Consider the following 15,115-nt stretch of genomic DNA (forward strand, 5'->3'; position numbering starts at 1 on the left):
ATGACCTCTTAAAGCTGGAAAAAATCTCTGGTGAATTTCACGACGTCGTATTGTTTCATGCTCTGCGAAAAGGCTCTTCTTTTCTCGGGCTGAGCCGGATCATCTGCGAACGCTATAACGCGATCAACAGCATCGGCCATATCGTCTTCGACATGTTCGTCGAAAAGCGAACGAGCGCCGGGCCAATTATACACTACTGCATCGCTTCCGGAGGCGAGCGCCTCCATCACAGATGTATGGCAGCCTTCCGTATCCGAGCTGGATAGAATCGTGCCGATCCCGCGGTACCACTCTTCCATATCGGGGCCGGCCGGGTCGAACCGAACCGAGCCCTGCAAGACCGGATCGGCGAAAATCCGGTTGAAGACGTTCTCGAACTTTACCTTGTCGTCGTTATCTGCGTCCCAGACCCAGCCGATCTGCCAAGGCATTACCGAGCGAACCGCCAGCTGGAACCGAGGGTCCTTTTGTCGCAGCTTGGCAAAAAAGTCGATCGCGCGGTCGAAACGCTTGTGATCGAAAGGATTTATTCCAACCAAACCGAGCGTGAAATTTGCATCTGGATGCTTCGAACGCTGGAGTTGGTCCCAATCGATATATTGGGGAAGTATATGGATGCGGTCAGGATCTACGCCGTGATCCTCCACCATCATATCGCGGAAATATTCCGACACGACGATCAACGCATCCACTGCTTCCCAATTTATACGAGCCGGAAAATCGCGGAACGCTTCAAATCGGTGAAGCCGTACAATTAACTTCGTTCCCTGACGTTTGTTGTGGCTATGCCAAACTGCGTTTTCACAAGCCCATTCGCAAAAAACGGTGTCCACGTCGGGCGGGACATTGGGTGCCTGGGGCCCATACTGCGTCGTCGTCTTCCAGTGCTGCCAGACAATGTCGATATTGGGATCGCCGCGAACCTGATCGAGAAATTGATTTAGGAACTTGCGTTCGTGCGTTGCGATCAGGATCCTGCGCTTACTTCCTTCATCGACGAACGCGGCATCCGAGAAGCCGCGAATTGCCGTTCCCAATTTGTCGGAGAGCTTCGATGCCGAGAATTGGGAGGCAATTTCGGTCGTCCTAGCTTGCGCGAGTTCGTAGCTTTCGGTGCCAACACTGGCCATGATCTCATGAAGACGTTCGACCACGTTTTCTGACAGGATGTCGACATAGTAAGGGTAGTCCTCACCGAATAAGGAACGGTTTAGAGCAGTGTCATTTAAGATCGGTGGCACACCCAAGCTGCTAAACTCGACGATCTTTGTCGAAATCTCAATGACATCGTCGTATTTGGCATGACGAAGGCAAAATGCGAAATGAGCTTTCGACATCTGAGCTTTCGCTTCGGCGTGTGAGAGGTTCGAATGGTACTCGACATTCTGGACAAATCCGGACAGGACATCGGACCGAAATACATCAAACTTCTTGAAAAATTCAGGATGTCGAGCCCGGAAAGAGTCCTTTCCGGCGATAATCGTAGCAGCAAGATCGGATTGATCCGGCAAGGTTTCACAGAATTCCAAAAGCCAATCGATGCCATAATTCGGATCGATCTTTCCGGAGTAGCATAAGCGGACAGGTGAGTTCGCGCGCGGCTCTCGCTCGGCGTCGTCGAAAACTATTGGAGGCACCACGTGCACGACCTGCGCGGGGTAATTCGACAATGCCTCCATCGCCTGCTTCGCGATCTCCGACTGAACCACTAGAGGAATTCGCGCCTCGCGTGCCGCTAGTAACCATGCGGGTTCCGGGCGGGTCAGATCGGGGAGAGTTTCAGGAGTGTAGGCAACGACGCGTTGCCGCCAATCCGGTTCATGAACCAAGCTTTCCAGGAAGCGCGCGCCTCGCACAAATACCCGATCCAACGGTCCATGGAGTCTTTCGGCAACGCCAAGTGCGAGCGAAGCCGAGGCTGCATCGAGACGATCGGCACCGGGAGCGAGAAGATGTGAGATTTCTTCGAAGCGAACGATCTTGACCCGTTCCGGAAGCTCCTTCGCCAGAAGGTCGTTGGTGAGGGGATGGCTGAGCACCAGGACCGGTTCGATATCGTGCTGCAAGGATATCAGTTTGCACACGTTCAAAAGCCAAATCGTGGAGCCATCGATCAGGCTGAAGTTTTGCTCGCCGAGGATTGCGACCCTCATCATGCTATTTCTTCTTCATCTTGAGCTTGGACGTCGAAAAGTCCCGAGACAGTGCGAAATAATGGCGCTTCGGAGCCGTGGACCGGCCCGAAGACGACCAAGCGCCAGCCACGGTTGGCAGCGATGCGACATGCATCCATCATCTGTCTGTTGAGCCTCATGTCCGAAATGGTCCAAAGGGCGGACCATTCATCATACGCCGAAGGAGTTTTCTCTCGCTGCAATCCAGCCCAGTCTACAATGAAAAGTCCAGGTGGCGCTAAAGCGAGGTGCGAATAGATATTGGTCCGCGTCAGTGAGGTGAAAGAGGGCGTTTCGTCGCGTAATTCTTCACAAGGACCAATAGCCGCGATAGCGAGCGATTGCTCAGGCGCGAACATCGTTTCGGGAATAGCTTTCAAGTCGAATGGAGGTGCGCTCGTTTCCAAGGCGGGAGCTCCCATCGCATTTTGCCGCCTTTGACGCGAAATCTCTTCATTCGATATCGACGTCATCATGCTGACGAGCGGAGCGACCCTCTGCTCCCAATAGGTCTCTGCAGGAAGCTCATCTACGAATTTCGCGTGATCACCTTGTAGGAACTCTTGCAGCGACTCTGCCTGACCTCGCAGGTGTGATGAATCAAAGACTTCTGCATCGATTTCTGCTGCGAACTTTTTCAAGTGGGGGTGGTCGGAAACGAAGATCGGGACTCCGTAAGACGCAGCATGATATGGCACCAGCGCTGCCGCTGAGTCCGACCTGTTGCTGACCCCATCGGACCAGAACATAAGAGCGTCGCATAGCGCGTAGTAACCACCGATTTCATCGAAAGAAGTATCTTCCGCATCATGAACGTGCCCTCCCAATCTGAGATCGGAAACTAGGTTCGAAATCGCGTTCCGCTCAGGCGCGGCGGCCGCCGGACCATCATCACTTGAACCTTCTGGATGATGAATGAGAAGAGCATCAACATCGACACCGTTTTCACGAATGGCTGCGACCAATCGAACGAGGTTGAGAGCGTCGTCCGGAGATGACGGCGAAACGAAGCAGCCGAGTAAATGCCTGGCTTCGCATCCGATTTGAGAACGCCTCAGGATCGGAGCCTGCGGCGGCTTAGACCAAGCGCCATTTGATATCACATAGGTGCGCTCCGGCGCGCTCCCGCGCGCAATCAAGTCCGCGCTCACATCGTTGGTCGCGGCGAACAAACCAGCAGATGCGCGTATGATCTCGGCTTCTCGCCGCTTGTTGAGATCCGGAGGAGTTTCTTCTTCGTTCCTTTGATCGTGATCCCCCTCCGACAATTGCGGAAGATCGCGCGCCTCATAGAGAAATGGGATGCTCAGTCGGCGCGCGATGTTTGCCGCAGGCCTGGCATTCTCCCAGTTGGAAACAGCCATGATCGCGGAGGGACGGAATATCGATAGCGCTTCAAACAGCGTGCGTTCGACATTCCGCAATCGTTCGCGCCGCGAGATATCCGGATCATCGAAGGTTGGAAGAAAAATGTATCGGACACCATCGCGCGTTGTATCGAGGGGGACATACTTGGAATTGCCAACTTCTTCCAGGTCCCATGGATGCCCCGGTCTGCTGAAAACAATGACTTCAAAACCGTTCGCTACCATGCCTTGAGCGATAGCGTGCGTTCGATAAGCGTATGCATCGTTCGAATAGGGCAAGCTGCGATCTACCACATAGGCCAAGCGTTGAGGCAGACGCCAATCGAGTTCGTCCGGGATTTGGTTTTGCGTCATTTGCAATAGGGCCTGTAATGGATTTTAGATCAGCTCTGCTGAATTCTCGACGATGGGGGTAAGCTTAGGAGGCGCGCAGCCCACTTGGCCTGATTGCTCTCATTTCCGCCCAGCCGAAATGTAGATAATGGAGCAGAGGATTGACGCCTTCATCTCGAACGTCAGGATGCATTGAAAGGTAATCGCGGGTTGAGAAAGCCGGTCCCGGATCTCTCATTTCCTGCGCACCATGATGCAGATAATGGTGCGCCGCCGTCATGTTGCTCTCCGCGACATCAGGATATTGGCGCAAATACCATTCCTCATCGAGCAGGCCCGATGCTGTCAGAATGCTTTGCAGTCGCAGATCGCGCCGCTTGGCGGACACCCGCATTAGAATCCGTTCAGCGAGTTGTGGCGGCTCAGGCCTCTTGCCGAAAACCAACCTTGTCGAATTGGACCGGGCAACTTCGATCTCCTTCAACTTGGACTGGATGTACAAGCGCTCCAACTGCTGCTGCATGCTTGCCCTAATTGGATCGAGGGTATCGGTCTGTGGCGTTGGTAGGTTCATCGATTGCCCGTTGTGGAATTTTGCGCTGAAATGCGCTCCGCAGTCAAAGCCTCGCGGTTAGCCCGCTTAATGACTTTGCCGTCGGCCTAAGTAAAGTCATTAGGGCCTGAGAAATGCACACAATACTCGATCCTCGACCTGTCAGAGATAGTCGTTGGTTTCGCCAAACGTGTTGGGCGACCGGCTCTCGCGAGCACCTCATTTATCCCTGAGAAGCGACTCCAAGACGGAATTTATGATCTTTGCCGTGTGTGGCCAAGTCCGCTGATCGACGATCCACCTGCGAGCATTAGAACCAAAGCTATCCCGGAGTGCCTTGTCCGCTATCAGCGTCCTCAATGCCGCCGTGAGTGACGAACCGCTGCCTTTTTGAAAGACAAGGCCGGTCTGCTCATGACGGACGATGTCTTTCATTCCGCCAACAGAAGACACTACGACAGCCTTTGCCATAGCCATTGCTTCCAGAGGTTTGAGCGGAGAGACCAGCTCAGCGACCAATTCCGGTTTTCGCGGAAACGGGGCGATGTCGATCAAGGAATACCAATTGGCGACTTCATCATGAGGCACGCGTCCCGGCATGATTAACCAGTCTGCCAATCCCTCGCGCTCGGCTAGATGCTTAAGCTCGTCCGTCACCAGATATGCACCAGTCGGATCGTGCGGCTCGCTTCCGACCAACAGAAGACGGAAATCGAGATGCTCTCGTCGCAGTTGGGCGCAAGCAATCAAGAGATCGTCCAACCCCTCGTATTTGTTGAATGATCCGACGTAGCCGATCACGGGTGTCTCTGGTGCCAGTCCCAATTTAGAGGCGAGATTTTCGTCTCTCGCTTTCGGTGCGAACAAATTAGGGTCGCACGCATTGGGGGCGACAGAAATCCTCTCGAACGGTAGTCCTCTGCTTACCAGTTCGTCACGCAAGGATGTGTTCAGCGCAATGACGGAATCGGCTGCTTCTGCAGTTGCAGACTCCAAAAACCGCTCTTGCCGGCCAGCCGTACTTGACATGAATTGACTATCGCGAGCGGCGCGGCTCACTTCCCAGAGGCCGCGGATTTCATAGACGAACGGCAACCCAGTTTCTTTCGCAGCGATGCAGGCGGGCAGCGCGGTCACAAAGTTCGAAGCGGCCAAAATGCAAGCCGGTCGGTGACGCGATATTTCGGCGATCAAAGCTTCCGCGGCATGCTCCAAATATTCGACTGATGCATGCACCATATGATCGCTCAATCTCGGGGGGAAATCGGTCCGTTTGGGACCGTCGATCCGTTGATAATCCACACCGTCCACTTGCGCGATGGCATCACTATATTGGGCCTTACCGTCATCAGCGAGGAGATCAGTCGGAAAGCCTGGGCGAGTGACACAAACGACTTCGAGGCCGCTTTTGGTTAGCGCCTTGGCTAGTCCGTGGCTGCGCATAGCATAGCCATCGTTCGCGTGCGGAAGCGATTTATGCAGCACGTACAGAACCCGATGCGCGGTCGGCGCGAAACTCGGCGGCTTGTGGTTCGATAATCTCTGCACGAAGTCGACCACAGCCAATGGGCCTGCTCTTATTGCGTCGATAAGTGATCGGAGCTCGGGGGTTTTAAGGCGGTGGGCTTGCGACCTCGCGATGCTGTCCTGAAGACCGCCAATATCAAAAAACCTGAGTGCGATCTTGCAATAGGTCGAAAGAGTGAGCGCGTCAGCATGGATTTCCACCGCGTCTTTGGCGATGTCGAGCGACGATTCTCTGCCTTGCGAAGCCAGAACGCTGGCAGCTTTGGCCAATCCCAATGCCATATGTTGCGCCTGCTCGTCATCGCATTTCATTTCGGTACGCGACCTTTGTTAGACTTTGCATATACCTGTCGAGGCCATGACGGTTTAGGAGGCCAATTTCAATCGGGCGGTCGTTAAGCCTCCGTTTCATCGCAATTAACCCGATCGCATTTAGGCTGACGTGGACGTATTGGCCGTTGGTGGGCTTGTAAGTCCTTGTGAAATCCGCATAGCGCGTCGTGCGGGGCTCAAGTCAACCAAGGATTCGTAGTGAAAGTTCTCATGGTGTTCGGCACTCGGCCGGAGGCGATCAAGATGGCGCCGGTTGTTCACCGGCTCAAGAAAGTTCCGGGCATGAAGCTCGATGTCTGCGTGACGGCGCAGCATCGCGAGATGTTGGACCAGGTGCTCTCGCTTTTCGATATCGCTCCTGACTTCGATCTCGATGTCATGAAGCCAGGCCAGGACCTGACGGACATCACGGCAAACATCATCGTGGCGTTGCGAGACGTCTTAAAAAACGGGGGTTATGATCGCCTGCTGGTTCACGGCGATACGACCACGACGATGGCCGGTGCCCTCGCTGCTTTTTATGCGCAAGTTCCTGTAGGCCACGTCGAAGCCGGGCTACGCACCGGGAACATGTATGAACCCTGGCCTGAAGAGGCCAACCGGATGATTGTTGGTCGTCTTGCCGACCTTCATTTCGCGCCGACTGAAACGGCTCGTCAGAGCCTGCTTGCGGAAAATGTCGATGACGCTCAGATAATCGTCACCGGCAACACTGTGATCGACGCGCTGCATCAGGTGGTTGCCAATCTCGACGCCGACGAAGCGCTCGACGACGAACTGCGCGCACGCTTTCCGTTTATCGAAGAAGGTCGGAGAGTGATCCTCGTAACAGGGCATCGCCGAGAGAATTTCGGCGAAGGTTTCGAGAACATCTGCCGCGCCTTGAAAGACATCAGCGATCAGGGCGATGCGCAGATCGTGTATCCGGTCCATCTCAATCCCAATGTTCAGGGCCCGGTGAACAGGATCCTTGGCAATACGCCCGATGTCCACCTCATTGAGCCGCAGGAATATCTGCCGTTCGTATGGCTGATGCGCCGCTCGCATTTCGTGATCACCGATTCCGGCGGGGTGCAGGAAGAAGCTCCCTCCTTAGGGAAGCCGGTTTTGGTCATGCGAAACACGACCGAAAGACCTGAAGCGGTCGACGCAGGCACGGTCCAGCTTGTGGGAACAGACCCCGCCAAGATCCGCGACGCCGCGCTGTCTCTGTTGAACGATGATGACGCCTATGACGCTATGGCGCGGGCCATGAACCCATATGGGGACGGGAAGGCGGCTGAGCGAATTGCCGAGACGCTCACGGGCTTGAGCAAAGACAAACGAAGGACGAATTGATGTTTGATCGTATCTCCATGGTTGGCCTTGGCTATATCGGCCTGCCTACCGCGGCGTTGTTCGCAGCGCACGGGACAAGAGTGATCGGCGTCGACGTCTCCGAGCACGTTGTCGAGACGATCAACGCAGGTAAGATTCACTTGGTGGAGCCCGATCTCGATGGGCTGGTGCACAAGGTTGTCACCGATGGTCATCTCCACGCCACTTTGAATGCGGAGCCAGCAGATGCGTTTGTCATCGCTGTGCCGACGCCGTTCAAGGATGGCTATGAGCCCGATCTGTCCTACATCGCTTCGGCAGCGCGGATGATTGCGCCTGTCTTGGAGGCGGGCAACCTGGTGGTACTCGAGAGCACTTCCCCTGTCGGGACGACGGAGAAGCTAGCAGCGTGGCTGGCCGAGGCTCGACCGGACCTCACTTTCCCGCAGTCCGCTCACGACGACGCTGATGTTCAGATCGCATATTGTCCCGAACGCGTGCTTCCGGGGCAGGTTCTGACAGAACTCATAGAAAACGATCGCATCATCGGCGGCATGAGCGATCGGGCCAGCGAGATGGCCGTCGCGATGTACAAAAAGGTCGTGCGCGGCGATTGCGTCGTGACGGATGCGCGCACCGCTGAAATGTGCAAACTCACCGAGAACAGCTCGCGCGACGTACAGATTGCGTTCGCCAACGAGCTGAGCATCATCTGCGACCGTTTCGGCATCAATGTGTGGGAGCTCATCTCGCTCGCGAACCGTCATCCGCGCGTCAATATCCTGCAGCCCGGGGCGGGAGTAGGTGGGCACTGCATCGCTGTCGATCCCTGGTTCATCGTCTCGTCTGCGCCCGAAGAGGCTCGCCTCATCCGGGCCGCACGAGAAATCAACGATTCAAAACCGGATTGGGTGGTTCAGAAGGGTAAGGATGCCATCCTCGCTGCTCTTGCGGCCAATACCTCGCGCAGCATGGCCGATATCAAAGTCGCGTGCCTCGGCCTCGCTTTCAAACCTAATATCGATGACCTTCGCGAAAGCCCTGCGTTGCAGATCACCGAGGAATTCGGAAAGCTCGGTTGCCAGGTAATGGCGGTGGAGCCGCATATCGACCAGTTGCCTTCCGCACTCGCCGATTTGCCGATCACTCTGACGCCGATCAACAAAGTCCTCTCCGAGGCCGACGTAATCTGTGTCCTCGTGCGCCATTCTCAATTTGCGGGTGTGAGCGAGCAGGTATCCGAAGGTACCGCATTCATCGACGTTGTCGGACTTTAGTTTCACCGCTCCGCTGACGCAGATCGCGGTCTGGAAGCAGAACCCTTGCGGTTCCGCTAACGGTACACTTCGCTGCTGCGATCAAGCCTTGGGTGGTGCCACGGATCGATAGTCCCGCGGGTGCTCCAGCGATTCTGGAAGACTTCGAGTTCCTTCAGGAACCGCTCAAGGTTTTCCGGCGCGTAATCCTGACCGCGCGATTTGCTTTCATGATGGATCAGAGTCGCCGCCGGGGTGTAGATGTTCCGCAAACCTTGCTCGCGCAGCTTAAGGCAAAAATCTACGTCGTTGTAAGCCACCGCTAGATGCTCCTCATCCAGTCCGCCAACGGCGTCGAAATGCTCCTTAGCGACCAAGAGGCAGGCAGCGGTGACTGCGCTCGCACCGCGCGCAATCAACGCTTGCGCGTAATAGCCGGGGTCGCCTTCCTCCAGCCCGCGATGTGGGTGTCCTGCCGCGTTTCCAAGCCCAATGGCGACACCGGCGTGCTGGATCGATCTGTCTGGATACAACAACCTGGCGCCGACGGCTCCGATGCCCGGTTGGCAGGCTTCGCGCAGGAGTTCGGTCAGCCAGTCCGGCTCGATGACTTCGATATCGTTGTTCAGCAGACAAAGATATTCCCCCTTCGCGAAGGTCGCGCCGTAATTGTTGATTGCCGAATAATTGAATGGATGCGGCCAGCGGACGAGGCGAACGCGCGGGTCGCGCGCAGCTTTCTCCATGTAGTCGAGTGTGGCGGGGTCACGGCTATCATTGTCCACGATGATCAATTCGATTTCGGGATAATCGGTATCGTTGAGTACGCCTTCGACGCATGTTTCGAGCAGCTCGACCCGGTCTCGGGTGGCAACGATCACGCTCACGAGCGGCTTCGTTTCCGGGAGTGTCCAGCGCACTTGCACGGTGCCGAAAGGGCCGGGCGTGATGGTCTCGAAGTCGCTGAGCGTCTTATCGATCGCAGGAATGAGTGCGGGATCGCTCTTGCACCAGCGATTGGGAGCCGTACGCGCGGTCGCCCGCGGCACGTGTTCGATTACGCCCCGACTTTCGTCGGTCGCCAATCGGGCGATCATCTCAAATAGACTAAGAGGCTCCTTGTCATCGGCCGCTTCGAAAACGCTCAGCGTTTGCCCCACATGCAGCGCACATGCGCAGCTTATGTAGTCTTGCGACCAGAGCATACGGAGATCGAACTCTGGTTTCAGCCAGGCATCGGCGCTTTTGAGTCGGGGCGAGAATTCGTCTTCGTCGCCATAAAGGAGTGCTGGAATGGTGCCTCCTTCCGCTCTGAGCAGGTGCGCCGAATAGGCGGCGATCGCATGTCGGGGGAGGGAACTGCCAGCCTCGATCGGGATTAACCAATCAATATCGAGTTCCTGTGCTTTGAAAAGCGTAGCGCGGAGACCGTGAGCTCTGCTGCCATACTCCCCGAGAACAGTTTGCCGGTGCGCGTGCTTGCCGGATAAAGCTCCGACGCCATGCTCGTGCGTAATCAGAATTGCAGCAGCCGGAGTGCTTTGATTTTGAATGGATCCGATGGTCGCGAGCGCCTCGCCGGGATCGTCTTCGTGCGAAAGATGGACGTGCGCGCAAATCGCGATCTCGCGTCCGCTCCCTTTAGCGGCCGCAATTTCAGCGAGGTCGATTTGTCCACAGTCATACAGCCAGCGCTCATGAGCAAAAGGCATCGCTGCGATCGCAGCCTCGAACCGATTTCTTGCACGCAGCTTTTTTCCGATGAGCTTCCACCATCCCACCGCGATGAGCCGATCCGGCCTGGTTGCGGTGAGCAGCAGCAGGTTCCGTGTGCGAGCCAGCAATCCGCCATGAGGTGCATTGCTGGAGGCTCGTTGTTTGAAATTGTTTGGCAACGGGCTAGGCCTGACACTGCTTCTTCGATAGAGGAGCGTCCCATACGCTAGTCTCGAACGAATTCATCATGAAACTGAAATTGTTTTTATCGGCAGTCGCGCTATTTTCGCTTGGCGCCTGCTCCACTCTGCCCTCAAGCGGCCCTACCGGCGGCCAGATCAGGCAAAGCGCTGAAGAGGCCGAAGAAACCGGACTTAATATCGATATTGTGTCAGTCGATTCGATCTCTGCCATACCTGCACAGGTTGTGCCGGTGGCATTGCAGCTTCCAGATCGTGAGCCGCCACCTTCCGACATGATTGGACCCGGCGATTTGCTCTCCATTACGATATTCGAAGCGGGCGTGTCGCTTTTCGCCGGGCAGGGCAGGTCTTCAGCATCAGAGGGTGCATTCGATCCTTCCGTTCGCGCGCAGGAACTGCCGCCGCGCCGCGTTGACGATGATGGAATGATCCAAATCCCATATGTTGGCGAGATTTTCGTGCTCGGTGATACCATTGCCGACGTACAGGAGAAGATCCGCAACGGTCTGCGAGGCCTATCTCAAGACCCTCAGGTGTCCGTCACTCTCGAGGAGGTCGTAGGTAATTCCGTCATCATCGGCGGCGAGGTCGCCACACCTGGCAGGCTGGTCCTTCAGACCAATCGCGAAAGCTTTGCGGATGCGATCGCACTGTCTGGAGGCTATCGGGGTGAGGCCAAGGACCTTGTTCTTCTAGTCGAACGCGGAGAAAACCTGGCAAGGCTTCGTTTGAGCGACGTTTTGGCGGGCACCTACAACGGTTTGCGCGCTTACCCTGGCGACCGTCTCACCATTGTTGCCGAGCCGATGACATTTTCCGTGCTGGGCGCGTCAGGGCGGGTGCAACAATTCCCTTTCACGCAAGATCGCATGAGCGTTGTCGAGGCGATTGCCATGGCAGGCGGACCGAGCGCTGGTACGGGCAACCCGAAAGCGATCTTTTTGTTTCGGTACCTGGGTGAGGAAGGAAAGCAGCCAACGGTGTATCACTTCAACATGATGCAGACGCCGACATTCTTTTTGGCGCAGCAGTTCGCATTGCGCGACGACGACGTGTTGTATTTCGGAAACTCCGCATCGAACCAGCCTCTGAGGCTGATCCAGACAATCGGTCAATTGTTCACGCCGATCGTGACCGCGACCGCTGTAGCAAATAACCTGGACAACTAGCCTTGCGACCAGTTTTTTGGGGAGTTGTCGCCTCAATCCTCGGCAGGGCGCCGTTTTCCTACAGGCTGCCATGGCTGACCGATCTGGTCCTTGAAGCGATCGCGGAAGGCCCAGAGCCAACCGATGCGCCGCTCCGCAATCCCGCGCAGGCTTAAGACATCACCGCCCACCCAAGGCTGAAATGGATTGCGTCTGGCGTAGGACCAGATCTCCACGCGCGATCCTGCGTGTTGCGAAGGGCCGCGCGCATGAAAACCGCCGGTATCGGCGACCACCAGAGTATTGGCCGGTAACGGAAGGGGCGTGGCCTTGCCGAGGTTCATTTCCGCAAGCTCCTCGTCATCCGCTCGGGGAGAGCCGCGCGCTGAAAGGCGATCTATCGCATGAGGATCGCGAAGACTTCTGTTGTGCTCCCAAGCGATCCGCTCCGGCGTGAAGCGATGCGATCCGGGGACATAGGTGAACGGGCCGTCTTCCTCTGTAACTGGATTGAGGAACAGCCATGCTTTCATGGAGGAATGGAAGCTGTCCGCATGTATCTCCTGCTGCGGATCCGGCCCCTCGTGGCCATTTTTCGACACTATGGTCTGCACATAGTGCAAAGGCGTGGTGCGAAAGCTGGCCACGTAATGAAACAGCGCGTTGATATCCTTGCGGTGCAACAGCCGTTTCAAAGCCGGGACCTGGGCAAGCATGTCTGGATCGATAGCGATCCGCCTCGTAATCGCATCACCCTGGCGCATCTCACGCGCAGGCCATTCGGTCTCAAGAATGGCGCTCCGAAGGGCAGCGAAGTCTTCCTCCGGCACGACGTTTTCGACGACGACGAAGCCGTCGCGGTCGAACGCTTCTTTCCACTCCGCAGGAACGTGGCGCGCTAGACGCCTGCGTCGCGATCGACAGAGCGCGTCGGCGATCCGGACCCGCGCCTTGTGAAGCCCCATGCGGTTCAGCCGCTCGGACCCGATCAGTGGATGATCGAGAAAGCTTTTGGCGGAAGTGGCCAATTGCAAGACATGGATAGGTGCCAGGACTATAGTCTTGGCACTCTCGAGAACCTTCATTTTAGCCGACCTCAACGTCCGATTTGAGAGCCGATTTCGTGATCTCGTCGATCGCCATGAGGCTGGTCAACAGGCCCTCGAACTTGTCGAGTGGCAACGCGTTTGGTCCGTCGGACAAAGCAGACGCGGGATCATCGTGGGTCTCCATGAAAATCCCCGACACACCTGCTGCGACCGCAGCACGCGCAAGCAAGGGAACATATTCGCTCTGGCCGCCCGAGCGCGATCCAAGGCCACCAGGTTGCTGCACCGAATGGGTCGCATCGAAAACCACGGGGCAGCCCGTTTCAGCCATGATGGCGAGACCTCGCATATCCGAGACGAGCGTGTTGTAGCCGAAGGACGCACCCCGTTCGCAAAGAAGAAAATTATCGGGGTCGTGGCCCGCTGCTTTGGCAGCTCGCTGTGCCTTCGCGACAACATTTTGCATATCTGCCGGCGCCATGAACTGCGCCTTCTTTATATTCACTGGCTTCCCAGATGCAGCGACGGCCGCGATGAAGTCCGTCTGACGCGCCAGAAACGCGGGTGTCTGGAGCACATCCACGGTCTGCGCCACGGCGGCAACCTGCGCCGGTTCGTGAACATCCGTCAGCACCGGCAGCCCCGTTTTATCCCGCACCTTTTCCAGGATTTTGAGCCCCTCTTCGAGGCCGGGGCCGCGAAAGGATTCCCCGGATGTGCGGTTTGCCTTGTCGAAGGAACTCTTGAAAATGAGCAAGATTTTCAACCGCTCAGCGACTTCGGCCAGCGTACTCGCGACCTTGAGTGAGTGAGCCTCGCTTTCAATAACGCACGGACCTGCGATCACGAAGAGCGGACTGCTTCCTGTTACTTTGCGGCCACAAAGTTTCATTGATGAGAATTCCTTCTGGGGTCCGAATATGTGTCAATTTTTCAACACTTCGTCGCAAGTGTTACAGGCTGCAACCCATCAACACGCCTTTTGACTTGCTGTGCCTTGACATCGCCGTGCCGGGCGAGCGATTGGTTTTGCACCGACCTCGCAGGGTCTTAAGGCTTAAATAACCTTCGAAAAATAAATTGCCATAGGCTTGCAGAAATTCCCCCGATGATAAACGAAACCCTCACCTCAGGTCACCTGACTTCAGCCATCAAGACTCTCGATGTCGAGATGCACGGTTTGAAAGATCTAAAGCATTCGCTTGCCGGATCCGATCTCGGTCGCGCATTTGAGCGTGCGGTAGAGCTTTTTACGTCGATCAAAGGTCGCATTATCGTGACCGGGATTGGCAAGAGCGGGCACGTCGCTCGCAAGATTTCGGCAACGTTCTGCTCGACCGGCACGTCCTCTCTTTTCCTGCATCCCGGTGAAGCGAGCCACGGAGATCTTGGCGTGATTTCGCGTGAGGATCTGGTCTTCGCAATTTCGTGGTCTGGCACCACCAGAGAGCTGGGCGATATCGTGAATTTCTGTGGCTTGAACCGCATCCCGCTGGTCGCAGCGACAGCTAATCCTAGTGGCTGGATCGGCGAGGCAGCCGACATTTGTCTGGCTCTGCCGGTTGTGAAGGAGGCGTGCCCTAACGAGCTGGCGCCGACTTCCTCTACCACGATGCAGATGGTGCTCGGCGATGCGCTTGCAGTGGCACTGATCCGCGCGCGCGGTTTTTCGCCTCAGAACTTCAGCGCGTTCCATCCAGGCGGGCAGCTTGGGGCTAGTTTGACGACGCTCACCCAGGTGATGGGCACCGGAGATGCAGTGCCGAAGGTCACGGTCGACGCGACGCTGCGCAGCGCCACGATCGAAATGAGCCGTAAACGTTATGGCTGTACGGCGGTGGTCGATGGCAACGATCAGCTAGTCGGCGCTTTCACGGACGGTGATTTGCGGCGCTCGATCGCGCTGCACGATCTCGACGATGCGATCAAACAACACATGTCGCCGCGACCTGTTACCGCAGATCCGAACATGCTGTCGACAGATGCGCTTTCGTTGATGAACGAGAACGCCGTCTCGGTCCTGTTCGTAACCGATAAGGGCAAGCTCTTTGGCATCGTGCACATGCACGATCTCGTGAAACTCGGTATCGGCTGATCGCGTTTTTGTTGTGCTGCCTGCTCCGCAGGCGTGCTAGCTAT

At 56.4% G+C, this 15,115-nt stretch carries 11 protein-coding genes; 4 read left to right on the top strand and 7 right to left on the bottom strand.

The features are described 5' to 3' along the window. Nucleotides 1-8 precede the first annotated feature (8 nt). From IB285_RS02085 to IB285_RS02100, 4 genes are all read right to left on the bottom strand, one after another. Nucleotides 9-2,156 (bottom strand): glycosyltransferase, encoded by a 2,148-nt coding sequence (locus IB285_RS02085; protein WP_190786616.1) that lies wholly within the window; start codon nucleotides 2,154-2,156, stop codon nucleotides 9-11. After that, entirely contained in the window at nucleotides 2,153-3,895 is a 1,743-nt protein-coding gene (locus tag IB285_RS02090; protein WP_190786617.1) for a glycosyltransferase, read from the bottom strand. The genes IB285_RS02085 and IB285_RS02090 overlap by 4 nt, the downstream gene beginning before the upstream one ends. Before the next feature lie 64 nt (nucleotides 3,896-3,959). Next, a complete protein-coding gene (locus tag IB285_RS02095) occupies nucleotides 3,960-4,397 on the bottom strand; it encodes a hypothetical protein (protein WP_190786618.1) in 438 nt (145 codons plus the stop codon). Nucleotides 4,398-4,646: 249 nt separating this feature from the next. Then, entirely contained in the window at nucleotides 4,647-6,266 is a 1,620-nt protein-coding gene (locus IB285_RS02100) for a glycosyltransferase family 4 protein (RefSeq protein WP_190786619.1), read from the bottom strand. 219 nt (nucleotides 6,267-6,485) lie between these two features. Here IB285_RS02100 and wecB point away from each other — a divergent pair, with 219 nt between their 5' ends. Both wecB and wecC read left to right on the top strand, forming a co-directional pair. Continuing rightward, nucleotides 6,486-7,625: a non-hydrolyzing UDP-N-acetylglucosamine 2-epimerase gene (gene wecB, locus IB285_RS02105; RefSeq protein WP_190786620.1), complete on the top strand. Its 1,140-nt coding sequence runs from the start codon at nucleotides 6,486-6,488 to the stop codon at nucleotides 7,623-7,625. Beyond that, the gene (gene wecC / locus IB285_RS02110; protein WP_190786621.1) at nucleotides 7,625-8,881 is read left to right on the top strand and encodes a UDP-N-acetyl-D-mannosamine dehydrogenase; all 1,257 of its coding nucleotides are present in this window, start codon (nucleotides 7,625-7,627) and stop codon (nucleotides 8,879-8,881) included. The genes wecB and wecC overlap by 1 nt, the downstream gene beginning before the upstream one ends. 56 nt (nucleotides 8,882-8,937) lie before the next feature. Here the strand turns inward: wecC and IB285_RS02115 are convergent, their stop codons facing one another. Beyond that, complete coding sequence (locus IB285_RS02115) at nucleotides 8,938-10,572, bottom strand: glycosyltransferase family 2 protein (protein ID WP_190786622.1); 1,635 nt, start codon at nucleotides 10,570-10,572, stop codon at nucleotides 8,938-8,940. Between the two features lie 251 nt (nucleotides 10,573-10,823). Between IB285_RS02115 and IB285_RS02120 the strand changes: the two genes are divergently transcribed. Further along, complete coding sequence (locus IB285_RS02120; RefSeq protein WP_190786623.1) at nucleotides 10,824-11,948, top strand: polysaccharide biosynthesis/export family protein; 1,125 nt, start codon at nucleotides 10,824-10,826, stop codon at nucleotides 11,946-11,948. A 32-nt stretch (nucleotides 11,949-11,980) separates the two neighbouring features. Here IB285_RS02120 and IB285_RS02125 read toward each other — a convergent pair whose 3' ends face one another. Both IB285_RS02125 and kdsA read right to left on the bottom strand, forming a co-directional pair. Next, nucleotides 11,981-13,012: a phytanoyl-CoA dioxygenase family protein gene (locus IB285_RS02125; RefSeq protein WP_190786624.1), complete on the bottom strand. Its 1,032-nt coding sequence runs from the start codon at nucleotides 13,010-13,012 to the stop codon at nucleotides 11,981-11,983. Between the two features lies 1 nt (nucleotide 13,013). Then, the gene (gene kdsA, locus IB285_RS02130) at nucleotides 13,014-13,868 is read right to left on the bottom strand and encodes a 3-deoxy-8-phosphooctulonate synthase (protein WP_190786625.1); all 855 of its coding nucleotides are present in this window, start codon (nucleotides 13,866-13,868) and stop codon (nucleotides 13,014-13,016) included. A 216-nt stretch (nucleotides 13,869-14,084) separates the two neighbouring features. Between kdsA and IB285_RS02135 the strand changes: the two genes are divergently transcribed. Continuing rightward, nucleotides 14,085-15,071 (top strand): KpsF/GutQ family sugar-phosphate isomerase, encoded by a 987-nt coding sequence (locus tag IB285_RS02135; RefSeq protein ID WP_190786626.1) that lies wholly within the window; start codon nucleotides 14,085-14,087, stop codon nucleotides 15,069-15,071. Nucleotides 15,072-15,115 lie beyond the last annotated feature (44 nt).

Source organism: Erythrobacter rubeus (assembly GCF_014705715.1).
Classification (GTDB): Bacteria; Pseudomonadota; Alphaproteobacteria; order Sphingomonadales; family Sphingomonadaceae; genus Erythrobacter; species Erythrobacter rubeus.